Annotated in this window: 24 protein-coding genes; 13 read left to right on the top strand and 11 right to left on the bottom strand. The window is 73.2% G+C overall.

Translation table 11 applies throughout. The features are described from left to right. Positions 1 to 11: 11 nt before the first annotated feature. A complete protein-coding gene (locus HD597_RS28140) occupies positions 12 to 956 on the top strand; it encodes a GNAT family N-acetyltransferase (protein ID WP_253745858.1) in 945 nt (314 codons plus the stop codon). A gap of 168 nt (positions 957 to 1,124) precedes the next feature. Then, positions 1,125 to 1,430: an arylamine N-acetyltransferase gene (locus tag HD597_RS65995; protein ID WP_308210709.1), complete on the top strand. Its 306-nt coding sequence runs from the start codon at positions 1,125 to 1,127 to the stop codon at positions 1,428 to 1,430. Positions 1,431 to 1,788: 358 nt separating this feature from the next. Here the strand turns inward: HD597_RS65995 and HD597_RS28130 are convergent, their stop codons facing one another. After that, complete coding sequence (locus HD597_RS28130) at positions 1,789 to 2,430, bottom strand: nucleotidyltransferase domain-containing protein (RefSeq protein ID WP_372513411.1); 642 nt, start codon at positions 2,428 to 2,430, stop codon at positions 1,789 to 1,791. A gap of 45 nt (positions 2,431 to 2,475) precedes the next feature. Between HD597_RS28130 and HD597_RS28125 the strand changes: the two genes are divergently transcribed. Together HD597_RS28125 and HD597_RS28120 are read left to right on the top strand one after the other, a co-directional pair. Continuing rightward, on the top strand, positions 2,476 to 4,341 hold the full coding sequence (locus HD597_RS28125; RefSeq protein ID WP_253745857.1) for a propionyl-CoA synthetase: 1,866 nt from the start codon (positions 2,476 to 2,478) through the stop codon (positions 4,339 to 4,341). A gap of 95 nt (positions 4,342 to 4,436) precedes the next feature. Further along, entirely contained in the window at positions 4,437 to 7,265 is a 2,829-nt protein-coding gene (locus HD597_RS28120; protein ID WP_253745856.1) for an NACHT domain-containing protein, read from the top strand. On the opposite strand, the gene HD597_RS28115 is transcribed toward HD597_RS28120, so the two are convergent. From HD597_RS28115 to HD597_RS28090, 6 genes are all read right to left on the bottom strand, one after another. After that, positions 7,266 to 8,426, bottom strand: coding sequence for a sensor histidine kinase (locus tag HD597_RS28115; protein ID WP_253745855.1), 1,161 nt, complete (start codon positions 8,424 to 8,426; stop codon positions 7,266 to 7,268). Between the two features lie 8 nt (positions 8,427 to 8,434). Then, complete coding sequence (locus HD597_RS28110) at positions 8,435 to 9,091, bottom strand: response regulator transcription factor (RefSeq protein WP_253745854.1); 657 nt, start codon at positions 9,089 to 9,091, stop codon at positions 8,435 to 8,437. Positions 9,092 to 9,185: 94 nt separating this feature from the next. Next, positions 9,186 to 9,779: a response regulator transcription factor gene (locus tag HD597_RS28105; protein WP_253745853.1), complete on the bottom strand. Its 594-nt coding sequence runs from the start codon at positions 9,777 to 9,779 to the stop codon at positions 9,186 to 9,188. Continuing rightward, positions 9,776 to 10,903 (bottom strand): sensor histidine kinase, encoded by a 1,128-nt coding sequence (locus tag HD597_RS28100; protein ID WP_253745852.1) that lies wholly within the window; start codon positions 10,901 to 10,903, stop codon positions 9,776 to 9,778. The genes HD597_RS28105 and HD597_RS28100 overlap by 4 nt, the downstream gene beginning before the upstream one ends. Continuing rightward, a complete protein-coding gene (locus tag HD597_RS28095) occupies positions 10,900 to 11,619 on the bottom strand; it encodes an ABC transporter permease (protein ID WP_253745851.1) in 720 nt (239 codons plus the stop codon). Before HD597_RS28095 ends, HD597_RS28100 begins: the two co-directional genes overlap by 4 nt. Continuing rightward, the gene (locus HD597_RS28090) at positions 11,619 to 12,509 is read right to left on the bottom strand and encodes an ABC transporter ATP-binding protein (protein ID WP_253745849.1); all 891 of its coding nucleotides are present in this window, start codon (positions 12,507 to 12,509) and stop codon (positions 11,619 to 11,621) included. The genes HD597_RS28095 and HD597_RS28090 overlap by 1 nt, the downstream gene beginning before the upstream one ends. Positions 12,510 to 12,661: 152 nt before the next feature. On the opposite strand from HD597_RS28090, the gene HD597_RS28085 reads away from it, so the two are divergent. From HD597_RS28085 to HD597_RS28060, 6 genes are all read left to right on the top strand, one after another. Beyond that, positions 12,662 to 13,810, top strand: coding sequence for a sensor histidine kinase (locus tag HD597_RS28085; RefSeq protein ID WP_253745848.1), 1,149 nt, complete (start codon positions 12,662 to 12,664; stop codon positions 13,808 to 13,810). Beyond that, complete coding sequence (locus HD597_RS28080) at positions 13,807 to 14,457, top strand: response regulator transcription factor (protein WP_253745846.1); 651 nt, start codon at positions 13,807 to 13,809, stop codon at positions 14,455 to 14,457. Before HD597_RS28085 ends, HD597_RS28080 begins: the two co-directional genes overlap by 4 nt. 229 nt (positions 14,458 to 14,686) lie before the next feature. Then, positions 14,687 to 16,804 (top strand): MMPL family transporter, encoded by a 2,118-nt coding sequence (locus HD597_RS28075; RefSeq protein ID WP_253745844.1) that lies wholly within the window; start codon positions 14,687 to 14,689, stop codon positions 16,802 to 16,804. 126 nt (positions 16,805 to 16,930) lie between these two features. Next, on the top strand, positions 16,931 to 17,740 hold the full coding sequence (locus HD597_RS28070) for a hypothetical protein (RefSeq protein WP_253745842.1): 810 nt from the start codon (positions 16,931 to 16,933) through the stop codon (positions 17,738 to 17,740). Positions 17,741 to 17,795: 55 nt separating this feature from the next. Continuing rightward, a complete protein-coding gene (locus tag HD597_RS28065; RefSeq protein ID WP_253745841.1) occupies positions 17,796 to 18,683 on the top strand; it encodes an arsenical pump-driving ATPase in 888 nt (295 codons plus the stop codon). A 21-nt stretch (positions 18,684 to 18,704) separates the two neighbouring features. Then, positions 18,705 to 19,589, top strand: coding sequence for a hypothetical protein (locus HD597_RS28060; protein WP_253745840.1), 885 nt, complete (start codon positions 18,705 to 18,707; stop codon positions 19,587 to 19,589). A gap of 75 nt (positions 19,590 to 19,664) precedes the next feature. Here the strand turns inward: HD597_RS28060 and HD597_RS28055 are convergent, their stop codons facing one another. Beyond that, positions 19,665 to 20,795 (bottom strand): UDP-N-acetylglucosamine--N-acetylmuramyl-(pentapeptide) pyrophosphoryl-undecaprenol N-acetylglucosamine transferase, encoded by a 1,131-nt coding sequence (locus HD597_RS28055; protein WP_253745839.1) that lies wholly within the window; start codon positions 20,793 to 20,795, stop codon positions 19,665 to 19,667. 4 nt (positions 20,796 to 20,799) lie between these two features. Then, positions 20,800 to 21,615, bottom strand: coding sequence for a formylglycine-generating enzyme family protein (locus HD597_RS28050; protein WP_253759503.1), 816 nt, complete (start codon positions 21,613 to 21,615; stop codon positions 20,800 to 20,802). Between the two features lie 413 nt (positions 21,616 to 22,028). Between HD597_RS28050 and HD597_RS28045 the strand changes: the two genes are divergently transcribed. Both HD597_RS28045 and HD597_RS28040 read left to right on the top strand, forming a co-directional pair. Further along, complete coding sequence (locus HD597_RS28045; RefSeq protein ID WP_253745838.1) at positions 22,029 to 22,991, top strand: Ppx/GppA family phosphatase; 963 nt, start codon at positions 22,029 to 22,031, stop codon at positions 22,989 to 22,991. Between the two features lie 69 nt (positions 22,992 to 23,060). After that, a complete protein-coding gene (locus tag HD597_RS28040) occupies positions 23,061 to 23,417 on the top strand; it encodes a hypothetical protein (protein ID WP_253745837.1) in 357 nt (118 codons plus the stop codon). Positions 23,418 to 23,560: 143 nt separating this feature from the next. Here HD597_RS28040 and HD597_RS28035 read toward each other — a convergent pair whose 3' ends face one another. Next, positions 23,561 to 23,980, bottom strand: coding sequence for an ATP-binding protein (locus HD597_RS28035; protein WP_253745836.1), 420 nt, complete (start codon positions 23,978 to 23,980; stop codon positions 23,561 to 23,563). A gap of 102 nt (positions 23,981 to 24,082) precedes the next feature. Next, positions 24,083 to 24,628 (bottom strand): TetR/AcrR family transcriptional regulator, encoded by a 546-nt coding sequence (locus HD597_RS28030; protein ID WP_253745835.1) that lies wholly within the window; start codon positions 24,626 to 24,628, stop codon positions 24,083 to 24,085. Between the two features lie 100 nt (positions 24,629 to 24,728). Here HD597_RS28030 and HD597_RS28025 point away from each other — a divergent pair, with 100 nt between their 5' ends. Beyond that, a complete protein-coding gene (locus HD597_RS28025) occupies positions 24,729 to 26,294 on the top strand; it encodes an MDR family MFS transporter (RefSeq protein WP_253745834.1) in 1,566 nt (521 codons plus the stop codon). Positions 26,295 to 26,313 lie beyond the last annotated feature (19 nt).

The raw sequence follows: 26,313 nt of genomic DNA, 5'->3' as shown, positions 1-26,313 counted from the left end.
TCGGAGGATTCATGCGTTTCCGTCCCGCCGTCGAGGACGATCTAGACCGTCTGCTCGGCTGCGTCGTCGACGAGTCGATCAGCTGGTCCCATCCCGACCGGCTGCTGTCGTTCCTGGAGGACGGCAGCTACCGCTACGACCGCATCTGGCTCGCCGAGGCCGAGCCGGGCGGTGAGATCATGGCCCGCGCCGTGTGGTGGAGCTTCCCCGGCGGCGGCAAGCCGCTCGCGCTCGACTGCCTGTACGTCGCCCCCTCGGCGCCCGACCGCGTGGGCCTGGCCGCCGAGCTGCTGCGCCGGGCGCATGCCGCCTACGGGGAGGCGCCCGCGTACCACGTCTTCGTCGCCGGCGGCTGGCGCGAGGACCCGAGGGCGAGCGCGGCCCTCGCCTGGCGGTGGGAGGCCGCCGGGCACGCCGGGCTGACCGACGAGCTCGAACGCCTCCGCTACGAGTGGACGGCGGCGGACGCGCCCGTGCCCGAGCCGTCCGACCGGCTGTTCTTCCGCGCCGATGACGACGACGAGGCGTTCGTGGCCGCGTTCGTGCGGGTGGCGGCCGGGACGCTCGACCACCACACCCGCCAGGCCGTGGCCACCATGGGGCCGGAGGCGCAGGCGCGGGAGGACGTCGCGGACTACCGGGCGATGCCGGGGGACCGGGCCTGGTGGCGGCTCGCCTACGACAAGGCGGGAGAGCTGGTGGGCGTCGCCCTGCCGTCGGCGAACAACGGCGGGCCCGTCGTCGGCTACCTCGGGGTGGTGCCGGAGAAGCGCGGCCACGGGTACGTCGACGACCTGCTCGCCGAGATCACCCGCTGCCACGCCGAGCGCGGGGTGCAGCGGATCGTGGCCGACACGGACGCGGGCAACCGGCCGATGGCCCGGGCGTTCGAACGGGCCGGTTACCGGAATTTCGCCATCAGGATGATCCTGTCGGCGGATCCCGTGAACACGTGATGCGCCGCGGCCCTCGCACCCCCCATCGTTGATCACATGACATGGGACATCGAGAAGCTCGACCTGGACGCCTACCCTGGGGCGGATCGGGTACGACGGGCCGCGCGCCGCGACGGCGCGCACCCTGCGCGCCGTCCACCTCGCGCACGTGCGCGCCATCCCCTTCGAATGCCCCGCTCCCACGCCATGCTCACCGTCGTGGCGGAGGGGCGCACGTGGCTCGCGGACGTCGGGTTCGGCGGTGAGGGGCTGGTGGAGCCGATGCCGTTCGAACAGGGGGCGGGTCTCCGCCCACCCGCAGTCACCGTTCACCCGCCACGTGCTCGCCCAGCGGACCACCGCGGACGCTCGGGTGCGGCTGGAGGGCTGAGCTTCGCGACGGCGGGGGAGCTGGCGGGGTGGTTGCGGGCCGAGCTCGGCATCGAGCTCACGGAACCGGACGCCCGAGCCCTGCTCCCCATGCTCCCGGCCTGACGTACTCTCCGGCCCCGGCCGTCCTGGGGCGGAGGTCCGTCAGGGGGTGGGTGGCTCGTGGGTGAGGGCCTGGCGGGTCAGCTCCACCCGGCTCTTCACGCCCAGCTTGGCGAAGGGGTGGCGGAGGTGTGGCGGAGGTGGGTGTCGATCGTGTGGGGGACAGGAACAGGGCGGCGGCGGCCTCCCTGTTCGTCATGCCCCGCGCGACGAGCCGCACCACCCGCAACTCGGCCGCCGTCAACGCCGCCCAGCCCGGCAACGGGGCTCTTGCCGATCCCCGCCGCCCCCTCGACCACCACACACCCGGCCGCCCCGCCCAGCAGCGCATCCTCCCGGCCCACCGACGTCACGGACGCCATCATCCCCGCCCCGGCAGGTTCTCCTCCCGGACCCGCACCAGGAACTCCTCCACCCGCTCCCGATCGGGCTGTGCGGGCAGCACGCCGGGCTCGGCCGCCAGTTCGGCGGACAGCGCGGCCCGCCAGGCGATCAGCGAGTCCCAGGGCACCTCGCCGCGCCGCACCGCCAGCAGCCGCTCCCGGTGCGCCTGCATCCCGACGAGCGGTTCGCCGTGCCGCACCAGGTGCAGCCCGCTGAGCAGCAACCGGATCATGTGCATGGCCTGCTTCCAGTTGGGCCGTCCGGGGTCGAGCCGCCGTAGCTGCGTCTCGGCGTACCCGGCGAAGGAGCGGTGCGCCCGTTCGGACAGGAACGCCTCCCGCAGGTCCCGCAGCCGCCGCCCCGTGGGGGTGATCACCTCCACGAGCGGGGACCACAGGCACTCCAGAACGGTGGGGTTGGCGTCCAGGGCCAGCCGGCAGAAGCGCTCCACCTCCCACGAGAACTGCTCGGGCAGCGGCCCGTCCCGGTGGGTGGCCGGTTTGTCCAGCCGCCAGAACGCCGAGGTAGGCGCCACGAACACGCCGCGCCGGTCGGTGTCGGAGCCGTCGGTGTACGCCCTCGACCCCGCCACCACGGAAAGGATCACGTCATCGTCCACCCGCATATCTTGCGTCATGGGGCCGCAGGCTGTTCTGATCGACGGGTGAGCGGTTTTGACGAGGTCTACCGGCGCAGTATCGAGCAGCCCGAGCAGTTCTGGGGCGAGGCGGCCCGCGGGATCGACTGGGACGTGGCGCCCGCGACCGTGTACGGCGAGGGCCGCTGGTTCCCCGACGGCCGGCTCAACACCTGCCACAACGCCCTCGACCGGCACGTCGAGAGGGGCCGCGGCGATCAGCCCGCGCTGATCCACGACAGCCCGGTCACCGGCGTCACCCGCGTCCACACCTACGCCGAGCTGCTGGACGAGGTGGCCAGGACGGCGGGCATGCTGCGCGGCCTCGGCGTGACGGCGGGCGACACCGTGGTGATCTACATGCCTATGGTGCCGGAGGCGGTGGTCGCGATGCTGGCCTGCGCGCGGCTCGGGGCGGTGCACTCGGTGGTGTTCGGCGGGTTCGCGGCCAGGGAGCTGGCGGTGCGCATCGACCACGCCAGGCCCAAGGTGGTGCTGTCGGCGTCCTGCGGGATCGAGCCGGCGCGGGTGGTGGCGTACAAGCCGCTGCTGGACGACGCGCTGGAGCAGGCGGAGCACCGGCCCGGCCGGTGCGTGATCCTGCAGCGGCCCCAGTGCGAGGCCGAGCTGCGCGAGGGGCGCGACCTCGACTGGGCCCAGGCCGTGCGGGGCGCGGAGCCCGCGCCGTGCGTGAGCGTGGCCGCGACCGACCCGCTCTACGTCCTCTACACCTCGGGCACGACCGGCTCGCCGAAGGGCGTCGTGCGCGACAACGGCGGCCACGCGGTGGCGCTGCACTGGAGCATGTCCCACGTGTACGGCGCCGCCCCCGGCGAGGTCTACTGGGCCGCCTCCGACGTGGGCTGGGTGGTCGGCCACTCCTACATCGTGTACGCGCCGCTGCTCGCGGGCTGCACCACCGTCCTGTACGAGGGCAAGCCCGTCGGCACCCCGGACCCCGGCGCGTTCTGGCGGGTGGTGGCCACGCACGGGGTGCGGACGCTGTTCACCGCCCCGACCGCGATCCGCGCCATCAAGAAGGAGGACCCCTCCGGCAATTTCGCGAAAAAGTGGGACCTGTCGGGGCTGCGGTACCTCTTCCTGGCCGGCGAACGGCTCGACCCCGACACCTACCACTGGGCCCGCGACCTGCTCGGCATCCCCGTCATCGACCACTGGTGGCAGACCGAGACCGGCTGGCCGATCGCCGCCAACTGCGTCGGCATCGAGCCGCTGCCCGTCAAACCCGGCTCCCCGACCAGGCCCGTGCCCGGCTGGGACGTGCACGTGCTCGACGGCGACGGCAACGACTGCCCGCCCGGCGTCGAGGGCGCGGTCACCGTGAAGCTGCCGCTCCCGCCCGGCGCGCTGCCCACCCTCTACCGCGACGAGGCCCGCTTCCACCGCTCCTACCTGGAGCGCCATCCCGGCCACTACCTGACGGGCGACGGCGGCCACCTGGACGCCGACGGCTACCTCTACGTCATGGGCCGCATCGACGACGTGATCAACGTGGCCGGCCACCGCCTGTCCACCGGCGCCATGGAGGAGGTCATCGCCTCCCACCCGGACGTGGCCGAGTGCGCGGTGATCGGCGCGGCCGACGAGCTGAAGGGTCAGCTCCCGATGGGGTTCGTGGTGCTGAAGGCGGGCGCGGAGCGCGACCCGGAGGAGATCGAGCGGGAGCTGGCCGCGCTGGTGCGCGAGCGCATCGGCCCCGTCGCCGCCTTCCGCCGCTCCGTCGTGGTGAGCAGGCTGCCGAAGACCCGCTCGGGCAAGATCCTGCGCGCCACGATGCGGAACATCGCCGACGGCCACCCGTACGACGTCCCGTCCACCATCGAGGACCCGGCCGCGCTGCCGGAGATCGCACAGGCGCTGAAAGGAACGTGACGCGCGGGTGACGTCTCGGTCGTCCTGGCGAACATGCCTGCGCGGATCGGGGCGTACAGCGCATGATGGGACATCCCACTCCCAGGGAGAAGGCCATGATCGACACCCCGAGCTACGCCGACGCCCTGAGAATTCTCGGATGCAAGGACGGCAGGCTCGTCAAGGTGATCGGGTTCGCCGCGGAGGCCGAGCGCACCGGCTGGGCGCTGGCCGGCGGCACCCGCCTCACCTCCAGCCTGCGTGACATGCGCGACGGCGTCGTCGCCTACGGCGAGGACGTCGTGCGCCGCCTGCCGGAGCTGAAGGGCGGCGTGAACCGCTTCACCCGCACCCAGCGGCTGGCGGCGGCGCACGCCGCGATCGTCGTGGCGGCCTGGTTCGAGGCGCTCGGCGAGGCGAAGCTGCCGTTCACGCTGGACCAGCTCGACCGCGGCGAGCGCATCTCCCACGGCGTGCCGACGGCCGAGCGGTACGCCAGGCTGGTGGCGGGCCTGCTGCTGGAGCGGCTGCCCACGCCCGAGCCGCACGTGCCCTACGGCGAGACCCGCGCCGCCGTGGAACGTGCCTACGTGCGCATGTCCGAGGCCATGACGGGCTACGTCGGCGGCCTGTCCGTCTGGGACGAGCTGGCCGTGGACGACCAGCTCGCGCTGCCCCGCCTGCTGTCGGAGGCGCCGACCGCGCACGCCCTGCGCATCTACGACGAGGACTACCGGTCGCTGGCGCTCGACAGCCACGAGTTCGGGGTGCGCAGCCTGGTCACCGAGCGGCCGCAGCCGGCCACGGCGCTGTCGCGGGTGGCGTGGCTGCTGGCCGAGCTGGCCCCGCCCCGGGTCGGCGACCGCCCGATGATCCACCAGGTCCGGATGGCCGCCAACGCCCTCGACCAGCCCCTCCTGCTGGCCGGCAAGCTGCCGGAGGACGTCTACCTGCCGCTGCTCGGCGAGGGCTACCTCAGCCCGCGCTGCCGGGTCGCGGAGCTGACCCGCGAGTCCTCGCCCGCGGAGCGGAGCTGGTGGGGCCGGCAGCGGCTGCTGCCCGACCCCGAGGCGTTCCTCGTGGGGCACCTCACCTCGCTGCGCGCCACGCAGGCGCCGCTGCTGGTGCTGGGCGAGCCCGGCTCGGGCAAGACCAAGCTGACCGAGGTGCTGGCCGCCCGGCTGGCCAGGTCGGAGTTCCTGCCGTTCCGGGTGGAGCTGCGCGCCGTACGGGCCCGCGCCGATGTGACCGGGCAGATCGAGCAGGCCGTCGGCGAGGTGCTGGGCGAGGAGGTGCCCTACGCCGACCTGGTGGCGGCGGGCGGCGGCGCGATGCCGGTGATCCTGCTGGACGGGTTCGACGAGCTGGTGCAGGGCGGGCTCAACCGCTACGACTACCTGGAGCGCGTGCGCGAGTTCCAGGCCAGGGAGGCCGGGCTCGGGCGGCCGGTCGCGGTGATCGTGACCAGCCGCACGGTGGTGACCGACCGCGTCCGCTTCCCCGACGGGCTGCTGGCGCTGCAGCTCCTGCCGTTCGACGACGACCAGGTACGCCAGTGGCTCGACGTCTGGGACCAGGCCAACCGCGCCCTGCTGGCCAGGCGCGACCTGAAGCCGCTGCCCGCCGAGGCGGCGCTGGTCCACGGCGAGATGGCCAGGCAGCCGCTGCTCCTGCTGCTGCTCGCGCTCTACGACGCGGGCGGTAACGCGCTGCAGCACGACCACGGCCCCCTCGGCCGGGCCCGCCTGTACGAGGTGCTGCTGCGCGACTACACCGAACGCGAGACCGGCGGCGCCCGCCGGGTGGCCATCGACCAGGAGCTGGTCCTGCTGGGCGCGGTGGCGCTGTCCATGCTGGCCCGCGGCAGCCAGGTCATCACCGACGAGCAGCTCGACCGCGACCTGCCCGCCCTGTGCCACGGCGGCGAGGACGACCAGGACGACGAGGAAGAGCGCGTCGACTGGGCGCGCAAGGCGACCGAGCGGTTCTTCTTCGTCAGCAGGAAGGGCCACGCGTTCCTGCACTCGACGTTCGGCGAGTTCCTGGTGGCCTGGCTGACCCTGTACGCGCTGCGCGACCTCGACCGGCGCCGCCGCCTGGCCGGCGACGAGCCGCTGGCCGTGGTGCAGGCCGTGGACGACGACCTGCTGTACGCGGTGACGTCCCACTCGTGCCTGGCCGAGCGGGGCCCGACGATCGGCTTCGTGCTGGAGCTGCTGGAGGAGGTCCCGGCGGCGGTGCGGGCGCGCTGCGCCGAGCTGCTGGCCGGGCTGCTGCGGCGGGCCCTGTACGAGCGGCCGCGCCGCCACTTCACCGGCTTCCGCCCGGTGCGGCACACGCTGACCCGCCGCCTGGCCGCCTACTCGGCCAACCTCACCCTGCTCATCGTCACGGCCTCCCAGAAGCCCGTCGCGGTCTCGTCGATCCTGCCCGGGCCCGACCACCTGGAGCGCTGGTCGGCCCTGACCCACCTGTGGAAGGGGCAGCTCGGCGCGGACGGCTGGGCCGGGCTCGTCACCGCCCTGTCCGCGCACCGGGTCGTCACGGACGGGGTGGAGGACGTCGTGCTCGGCGGCACGGAGCCCAGCGGGATGGGCGACGTGGTCGTCGCGGTCGCCACCGGGCACGCGCCCCGCCACCGCAGGCTGCTCGACCTGCTGCTGCGGGCGCTGGGGGAGGGGCAGGCGCTGCCGTTCCGCGACCGCGTCGGCATCCTGGCGGAGCTGCTGCGCACGGTGGACGTGCGCTCGCCCGCCATGCACCGGGCGCTGGGCGCGATGTGGCACGAGGAGGGCGCCGACCGGGCCGCGATCAAGCCCCTCCTGCGGGCGATGCTCGCCGACCCGGCCGACCGGATGACGACGTGGGAGCTGCTGGTCAAGTCCGGCGTCCCGGAGTCGGCCCTGTGGGAGATCCACCAGGACGTCCTGCACCCCGACGGCTGATCAGGTCACGGACGGGTCGGCGGGCAGCTCCACCGTGATCGTCAGCCCGCCCTCGTCGCGCGGCCTGGCCACCACCGTCCCGTCGTGCGCCTCCGCGATCACCCGGACGATCGACAGCCCGAGCCCGCTGCCCCGGTCCGAGCGCAGCCGGTCGCCGTGCAGCCGCCGGAACGGCTCGAAGATCGTCTCGATCTCGTACGGCGGCACCTGCAGCCCGGTGTTGGCCACGACCAGCTCCACCCGGTCGGCCCGCCCGCGCGTGGTCACCCACACCTCGCCCTTGGGGTGGTTGTGCCGGACGGCGTTCTCCACCAGGTTCTGCACCAGCCGCTCCACCAGCACCGCCTCGCCCGCCGTCGGGGCGGAGTCGAGCAGCCGGTGGATGGTCACCTCGCGCCCGGCCGCCTCGCCCGCCGCCTGGTCGAGGACGTGCTCGGCCACGTCCGTCAGGTCGAACGGCCGCCGGTCCAGCACCGCCTGCTCGCCCTCGGCCAACGCGAGCAGCCCGTCGATGAGCCGCTCGTGCCGGGCGTTGACCAGCAGCAGCGACTCGCCGAGCCGCTTGACGTCGTCGGTCGCGTCGGGGCGGCGCACGGCCACGTCCACCAGGGTGCGGTTGATCGTCAGCGGGGTGCGCAGCTCGTGGGCGGCGTTGGCGACGAACCTGCGCTGGCCGTCGAACGAGCGGGCCAGCCGGGTGTGCATCGTGTCGAAGGTGTCGGCCAGCTCCTTGATCTCGTCGCGCGGCCCCTCGAACCCGATCCGCTGCTTCAGGTCCTGAGCCAGCAGGACCCGCTGCGCCGTGTCGTTGACCGACCTGAGCGGGCGCACCACCCATCCGGCCGCCCGCCAGCCCAGCCCGAAGGCGAGCCCGGCCCCGCCCAGCACGCCGACGGCGCCCCAGAGGCGGACGTTGCCCAGCGTGTCGGCCTGGTAGACGGCGCGGACCTGGTCGGCCCGCTTCCTGGCGACCTCGTACTGCTGGGAGAACCGCTCGAACCAGCCGGGGCCGTACTGCGCCGGCACCTGCACCTGGATGTGCGACGGCGTCAGCAGGCCGTTGCGGTACTCCAGGCTCTGCCGCACCACGAAGTAGACGACGGCCACCACGACGACGCCCAGCACCAGGAACACGCCGGCGCAGGCCACGGCGAAACGCATGCGCACGCTCATGGGATGCGGTACCCCGACCCGGGCACGGTCTCGATGACCTGGGGCTCGCCGAGCTTCTTGCGCAGCTTCATCATGGTCGTGCGCACGGTGTTCGTGAACGGGTCGATGTGCTCGTCCCACACCTTCTCCAGCAGCGTCTCCGCCGACACCACCGCCCCCTGGGCCCGCAGCAGCTCGGCCAGCACGCCGAACTCCTTGCGGGCCAGCGGCACGTACCGGCCGTCGCGGAACACCTGCCGGTGCGCCCAGTCCAGCCGCACCCCCGCCCGCTCCAGCATCGGCGGGTCCGCCCTGCGCGCCCGCCGACCCAGCGCGTGCACCCGCGCCACCAGCTCCTCGAACGCGAACGGCTTGGGCAGGTAGTCGTCGGCACCCAGCGACAGCCCCGCCACCCTGGCCCGCACGTCGGAGGCCGCCGTCAGCATGAGCACCCGCACCAGCCAGCCGTGCTCCACCACGGCCCTGCACACCTCGTCGCCGTGCGTGCCCGGCAGGTCCCGGTCGAGGATCAGCACGTCGTAGTCGTGCACCCCGAGCCGCTCCAGCGCCGCCTCGCCGTCGTAGGCCACGTCCACGGCCAGCGCCTCCCCGCGCAACCCCTCGGCGATCGAGTCGGCGAGCATGCGCTCGTCCTCGGCGATCAGAACACGCACCGCGCCCCCAAAGATCTTCAAATGCCGTTCAGTGTGGTCGTCCCGGCATAACGCCGACATAACCACCTCATCCGGCAGGTTAGCGGGGTTCGCGTCAGAGCCAGCCGCGTTCCTCCGCCACCCGTACGGCCTCCGCGCGGTTGCGCGCCCCCGTCTTGCCGATGGCCGAGGACAGGTAGTTGCGCACCGTGCCCTCCGTCAGGAACAGCCGTCTGGCGATCGCCGCCACGGTCGGCTCGCCGGCGGCTACGCGCAGCACCTCGGCCTCCCGCTGGGTGAGCGGGCTCGGGCCGGTGGTCAGCGCCGTCACGGCCAGCTTGGGATCGATCACCTGCTCGCCTGCCATCACCCGGCGCACGGCCGCGGCCAGCTCGGCGGCCGGGGCGTCCTTGACCACGAACCCGGCCACGCCCGCCTCCAGAGCCCTGCTGAGATACCCGGGCCGCCCGAACGTGGTCACGATGATCACCCTGCGGTCGCGCAGCCGCTCGGCGACCTCCAGGCCCGACAGGCCGGGCATCTCGATGTCGAGCAGGATCACGTCGGGGTCGTGCGCGCGCGTCGCCGCGGGCACCTCGTCACCCCGGCCGACCTCCGCCACCACCTCGATGTCGTCCTCCAGGCCGAGCAGCGCGGCCAGCCCGCCCCTGACGAGGTCCTGGTCGTCGGCGATGAGCACTCTGATCATGAGGTCTCCACCGGGACCTGCGCGTACAGGCGGTAGCCGCCCTCGGGCAGCGTGCCGACCTCCAGGCGCCCGCCCGCGGCGCCGATCCGTTCGGCCAGCCCGGTCAGTCCGTTGCCCCTTCCGCCGGCCTCCTCGCCTCCTCCGGCGGGGCGGCCGTCGTCGCGGACCTCCACCGCCGCCGAGGCGCCGCTCACGCGCAGGCGGATCTGGCAGCGGCGGGCGCGGCTGTGGCGCAGCACGTTCGTGGCGGCCTCCCGCACGGCCCAGGCGAGCTCGGCCTCGGCGGCGGCCGGGATGGGCCCGGCGGCGGGGGAGACCGTCACCTCGATGCCCGCCACCCCCAGGTTGCGGGTGGCGGTCTCCAGCTCCTGCGACAACGACGGCGCGCGATACCCGGCGATGGCGTGCCGCACCTCGTCCAGCGCCCGCCGCGCGGCCTGCTCCACCTCGCTCATCTCGCGGGCGGCCCGATCGGGGTCGGCCGGGGCCAGGCGGGCGGCGAGCTGGCTCCTGATCGTGATGGAGGTGAGCGTGTGCCCCAGCGTGTCGTGCAGGTCCCTGGCGAAGCGCAGCCGCTCGTTCTCCACGGCGAGCTGCGCCACCTCGACGCGCGCGGCGTTCAGGCGGGCCACGAGCAGGCCCATGTGCTTCATCGCCCACACGGCCATGGCCTGCGCCGCGATCACCAGCGGCACCCACCACACCTGCGCCGCCGGCGCGCCGTACGCCAGCAGCGCCACCACCTCCACCGCCGCCGTCGCGGCCGCCGCCGCGGCGAAGGCCGGGGTGGGCAGCGACGCGGCGAACGCGCTGATCAGGAACACGAACGACGCGTACGCCCACGGCGCCCCGAACAGCGGCAGCAGCGCCAGCGCCGACCCGGTCAGCCCCGCCAGCGCCCAAGGCCGCGGCGTGCCCGCCCACGGGCTCAGCATCCGCCACATGATCACCAGCCAGCAGGCCGCGAACACCGCCACCAGCCCCAGCGCCGCCACCACCGCCGGCGGCTCAGGCCCCCCGCCCAGGAACGACCAGAGCGGCCAGCCGGCCAGCAGCAACCAGGCGCCGGAACCCACCCGGGCCGCCGCCCGGCCCCTGCTGACATCGAGCTCCGCGACCGTCATAGTGCCCGACGGTAACGCCACAGGGCCAGCGCGGCGAAGAGCAGGGTCCACCCCGCCAGCACGGCCAGCGACGAGCCCGCCGGCGCCAGGCCGTCCAGCGCCCGCCAGCCCAGCGACCCCGCCGCGTAGGCCGGGCTGTACTCGGCCACCGCGCGCATCCCCGCCGGCATGGCCTCCACCGGCAGCCACAGCCCGCCCAGGATCGTCAGCACGAAGTAGACGATCATCATGGCCAGGTTCGCGGCCTGCCCCTCGATCGCGTAGCCGAACGCGGTGCCGAGCGCCGCGAACGGCAGCACGCCCACCCAGATCAGCACGGCCAGCAGCGGCCACGTGCCGAGCGGCAGCCGCACGCCCGACAGCAACGCCCCGCCCGCCAGCACCACGACGATGCTCGGCAGCACCGCCACCGCGCCGCTGACCAGCTTGGCGCTGACGTAGCCGTGCGCGGGCAGCGGCGTGATCGCGAGCTGCGCCAGCCACCCCTTCGAGCGCTCCAGCGCGATGGCGCCCCCGATGAACAGCGCCGACCCCATCGCGCCGTACGTGGCCATCGACACCATCGCGTACGCCGCGAAGTCGTCCACCCCGCCCGGCGCGACGTTCAGCAGCCGCGTGAACACCAGGTAGATCCCGAGCGGGAAGACCGTCGTCATGATCAGCCCCATCGGGTTGCGGAAGCCGCGCGTCAGCTCCAGCCGCAGGTACGACCCCATCAGTTCCGCCCTCCCGTCAGGCTCACGAACGCGCTCTCCAGGTCCGCGCTCTCCACCCGCACGTCCCTGACGTCGTCGAACATCGCGAACAGCCCGCGCAGCGTCGCGTCCGAGTCCTTCGTGCGCAGCGCGACGGAGCGGCCCTCCACGCTCACCCGCAGCACCCCCGGCAGGATCTCCAGGTCGGCCAGGTCCGCGTCGTACAGGGTGCAGCGCACCTCGTTGCCGCCGACCAGCGACTTCACCGTGGCCACGGAGCCGTCGGCGACGACCCTGCCTCCGGCGAGCAGGACGACCCGGTCGGCGTAGTCGTCGGCCTCCGCGAGGTAGTGGGTGGCGAAGACGGCCGTGCGGCCCTGGCCCGTCCTGGCCCGCAGCTCCTGCCACAGGGCGCGGCGGCCCTCCACGTCCAGGCCGACCGTCGGCTCGTCCAGCACCAGCAGGTCCGGATCGCCCACCACGCACAGCGCGAACCGCACCCGCTGCCGCTGCCCGCCCGACAGCCGCCCGACGCGCTGCCCGGCGAGGTCCTCGACGCCGGCCGCGCGCATCGCCCGCTCCGGCGCCAGCGGCTTCGGGTACATCCCGGCGACCGCCGCGACCAGCTCTCCCACGCGCACGTCCTCCAGCAGCCCTGACTCCTGCAGCAGCACCCCGACCCGGCCCGCCCGCAACGCCTCCATCGGCGGGCGGCCGTGCACCCTGACAGTGCCGGAGCCGGCGGCGCGCAGCCCGAGCGCGATGGACAGCAACGTGCTCTTGCCCGCCCCGTTCGGGCCGAGCAGCGCCACCGTCTCGCCCTCGCCGACCACCAGATCGACGCCGGCCAGCGCGGTGACCGGGCCGTAGTCCTTGGTCACGGCCCTCATCTCCAGTGTGCTTCCCGTCATGCGTCCAGCCTGCGGGAACGCGTCCGGGCGGGTGTAGTGCCGTACGTCAGCCGGGCCCGTATGACGCATGTCATGGGTACGGCGGCGGGGGTACCCCTGATACCGCGCCGGCGGTATCGCCCGCCGGCGCGGGCGTGCACTACCGTGCCACCATGCGGACGATTGCCCTGGTGTGCGGCATGGGCGTGGCCGTCTACTCCTCCACCGCCATGGCGTTCGGCAACCAGCCCGACGCCCGGCCGCTCGACACCGCCGGCTGCGTGCTGCTGGCCGTCACCGTGCTCGGGCTCGCCTGGCAGCAGCGGCGGCCGGAGGCGGCGCTGGCGGTGTGCGCGGGGGCGGCGGCGGTCGTCTTCACGCTCGGGTACGCGCTCGCGCTGTGGCCGATTCCCGCGCTGATCGCCCTGTTCGCCACCATCGCCGACGGGCGCAGGGCGGCCGGATGGGCGGGAGCCGCGTTCCTCGTCGCGGTGCCGGGGACGGTCGCGGTCGCGCGCGGTGAGGCCGACGTCGTGCTCGCCGTGGTGGTGTGGACGCTGCTCCTGCTGACGGTGGCGCAGGCGGCGGAGGTGTCGCGGGCGCGGCGGGCGTACACGGCCGAGGTGGAGCGACGGGCCGCCGACGCCGAGCGGACACGCGAGGAGGAGGCGCTGCGGCGGGCCCAGGAGGAGCGGCTGCGGGTGGCCAGGGAGCTGCACGACGTCACCTCGCACACGGTGTCGGTGATCGCCCTGCACGCGGCCGTCGCCGCGGAGGCCGTCGAACGCGCCGGCGGCCCGCCGGAGGCCGCCGCGGCACTCCAGGTCATCCGCACCTCCAGCAGGCAGGCCCTGTCGGAGATGAAGGCCGTCCTCGGCGTCCTGCGCGACGGGACGGCCCGGGAGAGGCCGTCCTACCCCGGCGAGGGCGACCACGTCCCGCAGCCCGGCTCCGCGCAGCTTCCCGGCCTCCTGCGCAACGCGGGCCTGCCGGTGACCCTCGACGTCGAGGGCGAGCGCCGCCCCCTGCCTCCCGCCGCCGACCTGACCGTCTACCGTGTCGTGCAGGAGGCGCTGACCAACACCATGCGCCACGCCGGCGCCAGCACGGCGCGCGTGACGCTGACGTACGAGGCGGGGGCGGTGACCGTACGCGTGGACGACGACGGGCGGGGCGACGGCGGGCGGGGCGACGGCGGGCAGGCGCCGCGCGGGCACGGGCTCACCGGCATGGCCGAGCGCGTGGCCGCCGTGGGCGGCCGGCTCACCACGGGGAACGCCCCGCAGGGCGGCTTCCGCGTCACCGCCCGGCTGCCCGCGTGATCACGATCCTGCTCGCGGACGACCAGCCCCTCGTCCGGGCCGGCCTGCGGGCGCTCCTGGACACCGAGGACGACCTCGCCGTGATCGGCGAGGCCGCGGACGGCGCCCAGGCGGTGCGGCTGGCGCGTGAGCTGCGGCCCGACGTCGTGCTCATGGACATCCGCATGCCGGAGCTCGACGGGCTCCAGGCCACCCGCGCCCTGGCGGGGACGGGCGTGCGGGTCGTCGTGGTCACCACGTTCGACCTGGACGAGTACGTTTACGAGGCGCTGCGCTCCGGGGCCGGCGGCTTCCTGGTCAAGGACGCGGAACCGGCCGAGATCCGGCACGCCGTCCGCGTGGCCGCCCGGGGGGACGCGCTGCTCTCGCCGGGGGTGACCCGCAGGCTCATCGAGGAGTTCACCGCGCGTCCCGCCGTCCTGGACGACGACCGGCTCGGGCCGCTGACGGGGCGCGAGCGGGAGGTGCTGGCCAGGGTCGCCAGGGGGCAGACCAACGCGCGGATCGCGGAGGAGCTCTTCATGAGCCCGCTGACGGTCAAGACGCACGTCAACCGGATGATGGCCAAGCTGTCCGCGCACGATCGCGCCCAGCTCGTCGTCATCGCCTACGAAACCGGCCTCGTCCGCCCGGGCGAGGCCACCTGACCTCGTGACCCGCGCCGGGCGCCGGTGGCGCACGGGCGCGAGAGGTCCGGGCGCCGGACGGTGGCGGACGGGCGCGGGACGCGGGGCCGGGCGTCCGGGATGGCGGCGCGCGGCGCGACGTGCACGGCGCGACGCGCGGCCGGGTGCTCGGGCCGTACCGCGATCGGCGTAGGCGGCGGCCCGCCGCGGGACGACGACCGCGGGTGCCCCGCCTTCCTAGCGTCGCCGCATGATTCGCTTCTGCATCCGCCACAGCCGGCTCGTCGTCCTGCTCTGGCTGGCCCTGACCGCCGCGCTCATCGCGGCCGCCGCCACCTGGCCGGCCCCCGCCGACGACGGCTTCTCGCTGCCGGGCTCCGAGAGCCAGCACGCCGCCGAGCTCCTGGGCGGCGCGGCTCCGGAGCCGTCGGGCGCGCTGGTCGTCTCCGCCCCGTCCGGTCTCGCCCCCGCCCTCGCCAGTGATCCCGCCAGTGATCCCGCCAGTGATCCCGCCAGTGATCCCGCCAGTGATCCCGCCAGTGATCCCGCCCGTGATCATGCCCGCGACCACGCCACCGCGGCGGGCGGCGCATCCGCATCGGATCCCGTCATCGCTCTGATCGCCAGGATGAACACCGTCCCCGGCGTCCGCGTGGACACCGGCGCGCGCCGCGTCTCCCCGGACGGCACCGTCGCCTCCATCCCGATCGACCACCCAGGCCAGGAGGCGGCGGCGGAGCTCAGGACGCTGCGCGAGGAGTTCCGCCCGCCCGCCGGCGTGACCGTCGAGCTGTCGGGCGACGACTTCGCCGGCTTCACCCCCGGAGGCGTCACGGAGCTCGTCGGGCTGGTGGCCGCGGCGGTGGTGCTGCTGTTCGCGTTCCGGTCGCTGATCGCGGCGGCGGTGCCGCTGGTCGTCGGGGTGATCGGGGTGGCGTGCGGGGTCGCGCTGTTCACGCTGCTCGGCCACGTCGTCGGGAGCCCCGGATTCGCGGTCTACCTGACGATCATGCTCGGGCTCGGCGTCGGCATCGACTACGCCCTCCTGATCGTCACCCGCTTCCGCTCCGCGCTGGGGGAGGAGCCGGAGACGAAGGACGTGGAGGAGGCCGTCGAGGAGGCGATGCGCACCGCCGGAAGGTCCGTGCTGTTCGCCGGCCTCATCGTGATCGTCACCGGCGCCGGGATCCTGCTCCTCGGCCCGTCGCTGGGCGGCGGGGTGGCGCTGGCCGCCGGGTGCGGGGTGCTGATGGTGATGTTCGCCGCCCTCACCCTCCTGCCCGCCCTGCTGCGGATCATCGGCAGGAGGATCGACAGGTTCGCGCTGCCGAGGCGGAAGGGCGGGGTGCCGCTGTCGTACCGGTGGAGCCGCGTCGTGCAGCGCCGGCCCTGGCAGGCGGGGGCGGCGGCGCTGGTCGCGCTGGTGGCGCTGGCCGTGCCCGCGACGCAGTTGCGGGTCGGCTGGTCCGACGCGGGCAACCGGCCGGCGACCGACACCACGCGCCGCGCCCACGACCTGCTCGCCCAGGGGTTCGGCCCCGGCGTGACAGGCCCCCTGATCCTGGTGGCCCGCCCCGGGAGCGAGGACCTGGGCGGGGCGATCGCGCAGGCCGCCCGCACGCAGGGCGTCGCGCGGGCCTTCCCCGCCGGCGGGCGGACGGCCGTGGTGATCCCCCGAACCGGCCCTCAGGACGAGCGCACGGACGACCTCATCCACCGCCTGCGCGCCGCCCTCCCCGAGCCGGTGCTCGTGACCGGCTCCACCGCCGCCGCCCTCGACTACGCCCGGCACACCGCCGGCCGCCTCCCCTGGGTGGTGGGCCTGGTGCTGCTGGCCGCGTTCGCGCTGCTCGTGCCCGTGTTCAGGAGCCTGGTCATCCCCCTCAAGGCGATCGTGGTGAATCTGCTGTCCGTCGGCGCGGCCTACGGCGTGGTCGTGGCCGTCTTCCAGCTCGACGTGCTGGGCCGGGGCACCGGCGGGCCGATCGACGCGTGGGTGCCGGTGATGCTGTTCACGATCACGTTCGGCCTGTCGATGGACTACGAGGTGTTCCTGCTGTCCCGTGTGAGGGAGGAGTACCTGAGGGACCGTGACAACACCCGCGCGGTCGCCGCCGGGCTCGCCGAGACGGCGCGGGTCATCACCGCCGCGGCCACGATCATGTTCTGCGTGTTCGCCGCGTTCGGCGCGTTCGACGATCGCGCGCTGCAGGTCATGGGCGTCGGGCTGGCGGTCGCGGTGCTGGTGGACGCCACTGTGGTGCGCCTGGTCCTGGTGCCCGCCGCCATGGAGGTGATCGGTGATCGCAACTGGTGGTTCCCTGAACTGACCTTTCGGAGGCTGACATCGAGGCGTAATCGTACGTAATATCCAGACATCACGAGCGTTGGGGGCGCCAGGGTGCCAGGACAGAACGTGGGTGTGGTAGTAGATCCGCAGGTGCCACGCGAAGTGGCCGGTCTGTTACGCGCCAACGCCCCCTTACTGTCCAGGGTGAGAGCCGGATGGCGGCCCCCCGCGTCCGCGTCGCCGGGGCGCCGCCGCAGCCCTTCCAGCGCGCTGCTGCTGGCCGCCACCCCGCTGGTGATCGCGCTGATGGCCGTCCTGCTGGCCTCGCAGGCCACGGCGGCCGGGTTCGTCCTGCTCGGCACGTACGTCTTCATCGTCCTGGTGAAGATCGCGTCCATGAACGAGACCCCCGAGGACGAGCGGCCGCAGGACCGCGGCGTGTACGAGCAGGCCCGCTGGTACGACGGCCGCTACCTGCTCCCCGAGGACTTCGACCACGACGCCAGGCTCGTCCTGGCCAGGGCGCAGCGCGCCATCGGGTCGGTGCTGCGCTCGCACGTCAACGCCGAGGGCCTGCTCGACGACGCCCGCAACGCGGTGATGCTGCCCGCCCAGGAGTGGGAGATCGCCCGGCTGCTGGCCAAGCTGTCGGCGCTGCGCCTGGAGCACCGCGAGCTGCTGGCCAGGGGCATCGCGCCCGAGGTGGCCGCGGTGATCGAGCCGCTCGAACGGGCCCTGGTCAACAGCGAGGCCGCCGTGGTCGCCCGCGTCGAGGCGCTGGAACGTTACGCCGGTCACGTCGCCGAGGCCGAGCGCGCCTACCACGCCCGCGGCCAGATCGAGGAGCTGCGCGCCCGCCTGCCGCGTTACGAGGAGCTGCTCGCCGAGGCGGGCGCCGACCGGCTCGGCGTGGCCGAGATCGAGCGGCTGGCCGAGGACGCCGACGTGCTGGAGCGCACCTTACGCCGCAGCGTCGAGTCCGCCCACGAGGCGTTCCGATACCTGGAGAGCTGACCCATCGGACAGAACGTTACTGAGGATCGATAAGGTGCCCGGACGTCATGCGAAGGTGATAGTCGATCCCGCGGTGCCCGGCGACGTCGCGGCCCTCCTTCGTGACAACCGCAAACTCCTCCTGCGCATCCACTCGGGCTGGGTGCCCCCGCACCGGGGGCGCTCCCCGGTGGTGAGCGCCGCGGCCAGGCTGGCGGCCGCCGTGACGGCCCTGGCGGCGGCGGTGTACGGGCTGGCGCTGTTCGTCGCCGAACGCTACACGCCCTTCGTGGTGATCATGACCGGGTCGGCGCTGCTGATGGTCAGCGTCCTGCTGCGGCCCAGGCCCGACGCCGAGGTGGAGCGGCGGCACGCCCGGGAGCGCGAGGTGTACGAGACCGCTCGCCGCCACGAGGGCCGCTACGTCGTCCGCGACCGGCTCGACGACCCCGCCAGGGGGCTCATGGCCCGCGCGCAGGTCGCCGTCGACCAGGTGATGGACTCCACCGTCAACGCCGAAGGGCTGCTCGACGGCGCCCGCAACGCGGTGATGCTGCCCGCCCAGGAGTGGGAGATCGCCCGGCTGCTGGCCAAGCTGTCGGACCTGCGCGCCGAGCACCAGGAGGTGGTCTCCGAGGGCGTCACCCCCGAGGTGGCCGCCGTGGCCGAGCCCCTCGCCCGCGCGCTCGACAGCAGCCAGGAGGCCGTGCTGGCCCGCGTCGAGGCCCTGGAACGGTACGCGGGTCACGTGAGCGACGCCGAGCGCGCCTACCGCGCCAGGAACCAGATCGAGCGTCTGAGCGCCAGGCTGCCCCGCTACGAGGAACTGCTGGCGGAGTCGGGCGCGGACGGCTCGGCGGTGCCGGAGCTGAGCCGGCTGTCGGACGACGCCGACCGCCTCGAGCAGGCGCTGCGCGACAGCGTCAGCTCGGCGCATGAGGCTTTTCGCCACCTAAGTAGCTGACTTCGCTTAGGATCCGGATTCGTGGCGGATGTGGTAGTAGACCCCGAAGTACCACCCGACGACGCCCGGCTTCTCAGGGAGAGCCGTCAGGTCCTGATCAAGATGCGCCAGGGCTGGACACCCCGGCCACGACGGCCGGTCTCCAGCACCCACCACCGCATGATGGCGGGGTTCGGCGGAGCGGTCCTCTTCGGCCTGCTGCTGGGCTTCGGCTCGTTCGTCCGCGGCCTCGGGTTACTGATGCTGGTGCTGTTCGGCATCCCGCTGATGATCGTGCTGTTCGTGCGCAACGACGTCCCCGAGGAGGACGACGACGCCTACGAGCGGGAGGTCTACGAGCAACTGCGCTGGTACGAGGGCCGCTACGTGCTCACCGACGACCTCGACGAGTCCTCGGCCAGGCTCCTGGCCCGCGCCCAGCACGCCATCGCCGCCGTCACGCGCTCCCGGGTCAACACCGAGGGCCTGCTCGACGACGTGCGCAACGCGGTGATGCTGCCCGCCCAGGAGTGGGAGATCGCCCGGCTGCTGGCCAAGCTGTCCGCGCTGCGCGCCAAGCACAGGGAGACCGTCTCGCAGGGGCTCACCCCCGAGGTGGAGGCGGTGGCCCAGCCGCTGGCGCGGGCGCTGGACAACAGCGAGGACGCCGTGCTGGCCCGGGTCGAGGCGCTGGAACGCTACGCGGCCAACGTCGCCGACGCCGAGCGCGCGTACGTGGCCCACCACCAGATCGAGGAGCTGCGCAGCCGGGTGCACCAGTACGAGGAGCTGGTCGCCGAGACGGGGGCCGACGCGTTCGCCGTGCCGGAGCTGGAGCGCCTGGCCGCCGACGCCGACCGCCTGGAGCAGGCGCTGCGGCGCAGCGTCAGCTCGGCCCAGGAGGCGTTCCGCCACCTGGAGCCCTGAAGCGTCCGGGGCCGCAGGAGGTGTCCCGCCACCTGGAGCCCTGGGAGGACCAGGGCCGCAGGCGGCGGACGGTCGTCAGGCGTGGTGGGCGGCCTGCAGCAGCACGTCGCACAGGGCGTCGGCGGCGTCCACGCGGCCCAGCTTGGCCGCCGCGTGCCCCATCGCCTGCCGCAGCCCGGGGTCGGCCAGCATCGGCATCAGCTCGGCCAGCAGCATCTCGGCCGTGGGGTGCGGCTCCAGCAGCGCCCGCGCCGCGCCCGCCGAGGCCAGGTAGCCGGCGTTCTTGCGCTGCTCGTCGCCGCCGGTCGGGATGAGCGGGATCAGCACCGACGGCTTGCCGATCGCGGTCAGCTCCGACACCGTGCCCGCGCCGCTGCGCGAGATCACCACGTCCGCCGCGGCGAACAGGTCGGCCAGCTCCCCGCCCACGTACGGCACCGGGTGGTAGCGGTCGGCCAGCTCCGGCGGCAGCGCCACGGCCCGCATCTGGTCGATCCACGCGGGCCCGCACTGGTGGACGATCTGCGCGTGCGGCAGCAGCCGCGGCAGGACCTCCGCGATCAGCGTGTTGATCTGCTTGCTGCCCTGCGCGCCGCCGGTCACGTAGATCAGCGGCACCTCGAACGTCAGCCCGAACAGGTCGTAGGCCGCCGCCCGGTTGCCCTGCAGCAGCTCGGGCCTGATCGGGTTGCCCGTCACCACGGCCTTCGACCGGGCCGAGGCGGGCAGGTACTGCAGCGACGACTCGTGCGACAGCGCGATCCTGGTCGCCAGCCTGGCCAGGATGCGGTTGGCCAGCCCCACGACCGTGGTCTGCTCGTGCATCACCAGCGGCCGACGGATGATCTTGGCCGCCACGCCGATGGGCACCGCCACGTAACCCCCCGTCGACAGCACCACGTCGGGCAGGTAGCGCGCCGCGTGCCCGATCGCCTGCAGCACCCCGACGGGGATGCGGAACACGTCGGCGATGTTGGTGCCCAGCTCCTTGAGGTTCGGACGGCGGCGCAGCTTGCCCGTGGTGATCGCCTTGAACGGGATGCCGTGCTCGGCGGTGATCCGCGCCTCCAGGCCGTTGGCGGTGCCCACCCAGAGCACGTCGTGCGGCACCTGACGTCGCTGGACGGCCGACAGGGTCGTCAGAGCCGGATAGGTGTGACCACCGGTGCCGCCGCCGGTGATCAACAGTCGCAGGGTTCGTGACATGCGATCAGACTAGGGCCGCGCAGCGGAACCCGGTGTGCCCGGTCGAGGAGTCGGGCGTGTTCGAGGTGCGCGCGGCCACCCGGTAGCGGTTGCAGTAGGAGTCGTGGCACATGTACGACCCGCCGCGGATCACCTTGGCCGTGCCCTCGGCCGGACCGGCCGGGTTGTCGGCCAACGGCTCCCACTCCACGCCCCACCAGTCGGCGGTCCACTCCCACACGTTGCCCGAGACGTTGTAGAGCCCGTAGCCGTTCGGCTGGAACGACTTGACCGGCATCGTCCCCTTGCTCGGCGCCGTCGGGAAGCGGCCCTGCCAGATGTTGCACCGCTGCCGCCCCTTGGGCGCCAGCTCGTCGCCCCACGGATAACGCCTGCGCTCCAGCCCGCCCCTGGCCGCCATCTCCCACTCCGCCTCGGTGGGCAGCCGCTTGCCGGCCCACGCGGCGTACGCGGCGGCGTCGTTCCACGAGACGTGCACGACGGGGTGGTTCTGCCGGTCGCCGACCGTCGAGCCGGCGCCCTCGGGGGAGCGCCAGGTGGCCCCCTCGACGCCCGCCCACCAGGGGGCGCCCGGCACCGTGGCCTCCATGACGCCGGCCGCGGCGAACTGGCGGAACACGAACGACCAGCCGATCCGCTCGGCCTCGGTGACGTACCCGGTCTCCTTGACGAACGTGGCGAACTGCGCGTTCGTCACGCACGCGGGATCGATCCAGAACGGGTCGACCCGCACCTCGCGCACCGGCCCCTCGCCGTCCTCCGGGCGCCCGTCGGGGTCGTCGCCGCCCATGAGGAACGTCCCCCCGGGAATGCGCACCATGCCCCGCGGCGGCCCGCCGGGCGCGGGACGCCGCGCGACGAGCTCGACGGCCTCCTTGACCTGCCCGGCGGCTGAGTCGCGGCTCGGGCCACAACAAGCGCTCAACGATCCCCCCAAAGTGTCACGACACCAAGGAAGGGTAGTCCCTGGAACATGGCCACGATCACGCGCCCGGCCGGGGTGACACCCGGGGCGCCGGCCACCACGCCCGCCCTGCCCGCTCCGGCCCGGGGAGCCGTCACGCCCCGGCCGCCCATGGAGCGCCCGGCGGCGCCCGATCGCCCCGCTGGGGCACGCTCCTGCGTGAGCACTCAGTCACCTCGTCCGTCACGTTGGAGGATCCCGTGCCCGTCGCCCTCGGCCACATTCAACTCAGTTTCGCCGTAAAAGCCGCAGACCGGTAGCTTTCTGTCATGCGACTCGGCGTGCTGGACATCGGCTCGAACACCGTCCATTTACTGGTCGTCGACGCCCATCGCGGCGCCCGGCCCATGCCTGCCTACTCCCACAAGGTCGACCTGCGCCTGACCGAGCACCTCGACAAGGACCAGAAGCTCGGCAGGGAGGGCATCGAGCGGCTCGGCAGCTTCGTCGAGGAGGCCGTGCACCTCGCCGAGGACAAGGGGGTGGAGGACCTGCTGGCCTTCGCCACCTCGGCCGTGCGCGAGGCGGCCAACGGCGAGCAGGTGCTCGCCGAGATCGACAAGCGCTGCGGCGTGCACATCGCGGTCCTGTCGGGGCGCGACGAGGCCAGGCTGACGTTCCTGGCCGTGCGGCGGTGGTTCGGCTGGTCGTCGGGGCGGCTGCTGGCCTTCGACATCGGCGGCGGCTCGCTGGAGATCGCCGCGGGGGTGGACGAGGAGCCCGACGTGGCCGTGTCGCTGCCGCTGGGCGCGGGACGGCTGACGCGCGACTGGTTCACCGGTGACCCGCCCGCGGCGGACGAGGTGCGCAAGCTGCGCAAGCACGTACGCACCGAGATCGCCCGCACGGTCGGCGACGTCGTCAGGTTCGGCGAGCCCAACCGCGCCGTGGCCACGTCCAAGACGTTCAAGCAGCTCGCCAGGATCGCCGGGGCGGCGCCCTCCAACGAGGGCCCGTACGTCTCGCGCTCGCTGTCGCGCCAGGACATGGCCGACTGGGCCGCCAAGCTCACCTCCATGAAGTCGGCCGAGCGGGCGCAGCTCTCCGGCGTGTCCGAGGGGCGGGCGGCGCAGCTCGCGGCGGGGGCGCTGGTCGCCGACGCGGCCATGGACCTGTTCGAGGTGGACCGGCTCGAGGTGTGCCCGTGGGCGCTGCGCGAGGGCGTGATACTGCGCCGGCTCGACCTCCTGCCGGGACGGTTGGACCAGCTCAACGGCGGGTCAGACCAATAGAGTCAAAGTAAGGTCGATATATCCCCATTCATTGGCATAAAGCGCTGGTGGGCGGGCATTTTCCGCCGAATGATGACAGTGCTCGGCGCGATCGGATCCCTGGCAGTCGTCCTGCTCCTCATCGTCCTGGCGGTGCTGCTCGTCTCGGCCGTCGCGATGATCACCCTGCTGGCGATGGCCGCCTCGATGACCCAGTGGAGGAGGATCTGGAGGCGGCTGGCCCGGCGGGAGCCCCGGCTCGAGCTGAAGCTCAGCGGGGAGACGGTGCCCGAGCGGCGGCGGGCGGAGCTGAGCGGCGGCGAGCCCCGGGTGCGCCGCCGCTTCCTGCTCGGCGGCGCGCAGCCCAGGGAGGCGAGGCGGGGCGGCGGCGCCCTGCGCGGCTACCGCCTGCACCGGCAGCCGATCGAGCGCCGCACCGGGGTGTAGGGGCCTCCCGCCGGGCAGGCCCGGCCCCAGCGCCGCACCGGGGTGTGGAGCCTCGGGGCGAACGGGCCCCGGCACAGCGCCGCACCGGGACCCGGAGGTCCCGGTGCGGTCGCGGGATCCGGCAGCAGATCCGCCAAGAGGCCTCAGGTGGCCATGAGGTGCTGCCCGGCAGCGCCCGGCGCGTAGCGCAGGCGCTTCTCCAGGCAGACCACCGAACCGTGCTCCTGCCGGTTGGTGAATCGGATGTCGTCGGCGAGCGCCCGCATGATCTGCAGCCCGCGCCCGTGCTCCGAGCCGGGCTCGGGCTCGGCCACGTTACGAGGGTCAAATCCGTCGCCGTTGTCGACCACCTTGATCACACACAGGTGGTCGTGGACGGACGCGCTGACCGTGTAGTCGTCGCTGGGCCCCGCATGCTTGATCACATTGGAGCACGCCTCGGTGAGCATCAGCTCGATGTCATCTCGGACCTGCGGCTCGACGCCGAGCGACCGCAGCGTGCCGTCCAGCATCTGCCTGATCAGCGGGACGCTCGCCGCATCCCTGGGCAGTCGGAGTGCCATCGTAGCCTCCACTGCGCCTCCTCCCGTCTGGATGCGTGCGACCCTCCTGCCCTCGAATCCGTGTCCCAATCGTGGCTTTCGGACGCGAGGGCCCGAAAATCGCTATCGCTCCAGGAGCCGGTGGGCCACTTCCAGGCAGGCCGTGTGGATCTCCTCGTCGGAGAGCTCACCCTCCTTCATCAGCCACTTGCCCGCGTGCAGGGCGAAGAGCGCGAGCGAATGGCTGATGCGCTCGGCGGGCGGGGCGCCCGGCTCGCTGATCTCCGACGTGAGCTGCATCATGCGCTCGCGGATCCTGATCAGCGTCGGGTGGTCGCGCAGCGCCGTCTGGTTGCGCTCCAGGAACCTGGCGATGCCGAGGTGCCGGGTCGCGCGGATGTTGTCGGCGTAGCGATCGACCAGCTCGCGGCGCGTCTGCGGGGTCCTGGGCCGGCTCCTGACCCACTCCAGCAGCTCGTCCAGCTCGGTGAGGCGCTTCTCGACCAGGCTCGCCACGATGTCGTCCTTGGTTTTGAAGTGGTAGTAAAGAGCGGCTTTCGTCACGCCGAGCTCCTCGGCGATCTCCCGCAGGGAGGTCGCCTCGTAACCCTGCTCGGTGAACAGCCTCAGCGCGATCTCCTGAATTCGGGTTCGCGTGTCTTCCCGCACTTCGCACCTTTTCTACTTGACGGCCGGCAAGTAAGTATCTACCTTATTCTACGCTTGCCGGGCGGCAAGTAAGCAAATGTTCAACCAAATGGGGGTAAGGGTGGCGGAAGGAGCCGGTCGCCGCCGCGAGGTCATGGTCGTCCTGCCCGGCCTGATGCTCGCGATGGTCCTGGCCATGCTGGACAACATGATCGTGGGCACGGCCATGCCGCGCATCGTGGGAGAGCTCGGCGGGCTGACCCACCTGTCCTGGGTCGTGACGGCGTACGTGCTGGGCACGACCGTCTCCACCCCGATCTGGGGCAAGATCGGCGACCTGTACGGCCGCAAGAGCATCTTCATCGTCTCCATCGTCATCTTCATGGCCGGCTCGGTGCTCTGCGGCATGGCCGGCTCGGCGCTGTTCGGCGGCCCCGAGGGCGGCATGGCCGAGCTGATCGCCTTCCGGGCGGTGCAGGGCCTGGGCGCGGGCGGCCTCATGGTGAACGTCATGGCCATCATCGGCGACCTGGTGCCGCCCCGCGAGCGCGGCCAGTACCAGGGCATCACGGCCGGCGTCATGTCCCTGGCCATGATCGCCGGGCCGCTGGTCGGCGGCTTCATCACCGACCACCTCGACTGGCGCTGGGCCTTCTACGTGAACCTGCCGGTCGGCGCCGTCGCGCTGGCGCTGATCATCGCCAAGCTGCACCTGCCGCCCGTCGACAGGACGGACGTGCGCATCGACTGGGCGGGCGCGATCCTGCTGTCGACCAGCATCACCGCGATGGTGCTCATCACCACCTGGGGCGGCAACGACTACGCCTGGGGCTCGTGGCAGATCCTCGCCCTGGCCGCGCTCGCCCTGCTCACGCTGGCGGCGTTCGTCCTGGTCGAGCGGCGCACCGCCGAGCCGATCATGCCGCTGCAGCTCTTCCGCAACCGCAACTTCACGCTGATCTCCGTCATCGGCTTCCTGCTGGGCTTCGCCATGTTCGGCGCGATCAACTTCCTGCCGCTGTTCCAGCAGCTCGTGCAGGGCGCCACCGCCACCAACTCCGGCCTGCTGATGCTGCCCATGATGGGCGCCGCCATGGTCGTGTCGATCTTCGTGGGCCGCGCCATCACCAGCACCGGCAAGTACAAGATCTATCCGGTGATCGGCGGTGTCGGCATGGTCGCCGGCATGTGGCTGCTGTCCACCATGCACGTCGCCACGCCGTCCTGGGAGACCGGCCTCTACATCGCGGTGCTCGGCCTCGGCATGGGCTTCCTCATGCAGACCACGATGCTCATCGCGCAGAACAGCGTCGAGCAGCGCGACCTCGGCGTCGCCAGCAGCGCCAGCACGTTCTTCCGCTCCATCGGCGGCTCCTTCGGCGTCTCCCTGTTCGGTGCGATCTTCAACAACCACCTGCTGTCGGAGCTGACCGCCCGGTTCGGCGAGCGGGAGGCGGCGGGCATGGCCGGGAACGGCGCCAGGATGGACCCCGCGGCGATCGCCCGGCTCCCCGCCCCGGCGCGCACCGGGCTGATGGAGTCGCTGGCCGTCTCCATCTCCGGCGTGTTCTGGTGGGCCATCGCGTTCGCCGTCGTCGTGCCGGTGGTGGCGGTGTTCGTCAAGGAGATCCCGCTGCGCGGCGCCAGCCCGTCCGGGGAGAAGGCGGCCACCCCGGCGGCCGGCTGAAAAATGGGAGGCGCAGGAA

This window comes from Nonomuraea thailandensis (assembly GCF_024172165.1).
Taxonomy (GTDB): domain Bacteria; phylum Actinomycetota; class Actinomycetes; order Streptosporangiales; family Streptosporangiaceae; genus Nonomuraea; species Nonomuraea thailandensis.
This window is presented reverse-complemented; position numbering and strand designations above follow the sequence as displayed.

Bases quoted from the DNA above. Each gene is read 5' to 3' on its own strand.
- HD597_RS28140 (WP_253745858.1), top strand. From the start codon at position 12: ATGCGTTTCCGTCCCGCCGTCGAGGACGATCTAGACCGTCTGCTCGGC.
- HD597_RS65995 (WP_308210709.1), top strand. From the start codon at position 1,125: ATGCCCCGCTCCCACGCCATGCTCACCGTCGTGGCGGAGGGGCGCACG.
- HD597_RS28120 (WP_253745856.1), top strand. From the start codon at position 4,437: ATGATCGACACCCCGAGCTACGCCGACGCCCTGAGAATTCTCGGATGC.
- HD597_RS28115 (WP_253745855.1), bottom strand. From the start codon at position 8,426: ATGCGTTTCGCCGTGGCCTGCGCCGGCGTGTTCCTGGTGCTGGGCGTC.
- HD597_RS28105 (WP_253745853.1), bottom strand. From the start codon at position 9,779: ATGATCAGAGTGCTCATCGCCGACGACCAGGACCTCGTCAGGGGCGGG.
- HD597_RS28100 (WP_253745852.1), bottom strand. From the start codon at position 10,903: ATGACGGTCGCGGAGCTCGATGTCAGCAGGGGCCGGGCGGCGGCCCGG.
- HD597_RS28095 (WP_253745851.1), bottom strand. From the start codon at position 11,619: ATGGGGTCGTACCTGCGGCTGGAGCTGACGCGCGGCTTCCGCAACCCG.
- HD597_RS28090 (WP_253745849.1), bottom strand. From the start codon at position 12,509: ATGACGGGAAGCACACTGGAGATGAGGGCCGTGACCAAGGACTACGGC.
- HD597_RS28085 (WP_253745848.1), top strand. From the start codon at position 12,662: ATGCGGACGATTGCCCTGGTGTGCGGCATGGGCGTGGCCGTCTACTCC.
- HD597_RS28075 (WP_253745844.1), top strand. From the start codon at position 14,687: ATGATTCGCTTCTGCATCCGCCACAGCCGGCTCGTCGTCCTGCTCTGG.
- HD597_RS28055 (WP_253745839.1), bottom strand. From the start codon at position 20,795: ATGTCACGAACCCTGCGACTGTTGATCACCGGCGGCGGCACCGGTGGT.
- HD597_RS28050 (WP_253759503.1), bottom strand. From the start codon at position 21,615: ATGGTGCGCATTCCCGGGGGGACGTTCCTCATGGGCGGCGACGACCCC.
- HD597_RS28045 (WP_253745838.1), top strand. From the start codon at position 22,029: ATGCGACTCGGCGTGCTGGACATCGGCTCGAACACCGTCCATTTACTG.
- HD597_RS28040 (WP_253745837.1), top strand. From the start codon at position 23,061: ATGATGACAGTGCTCGGCGCGATCGGATCCCTGGCAGTCGTCCTGCTC.
- HD597_RS28035 (WP_253745836.1), bottom strand. From the start codon at position 23,980: ATGGCACTCCGACTGCCCAGGGATGCGGCGAGCGTCCCGCTGATCAGG.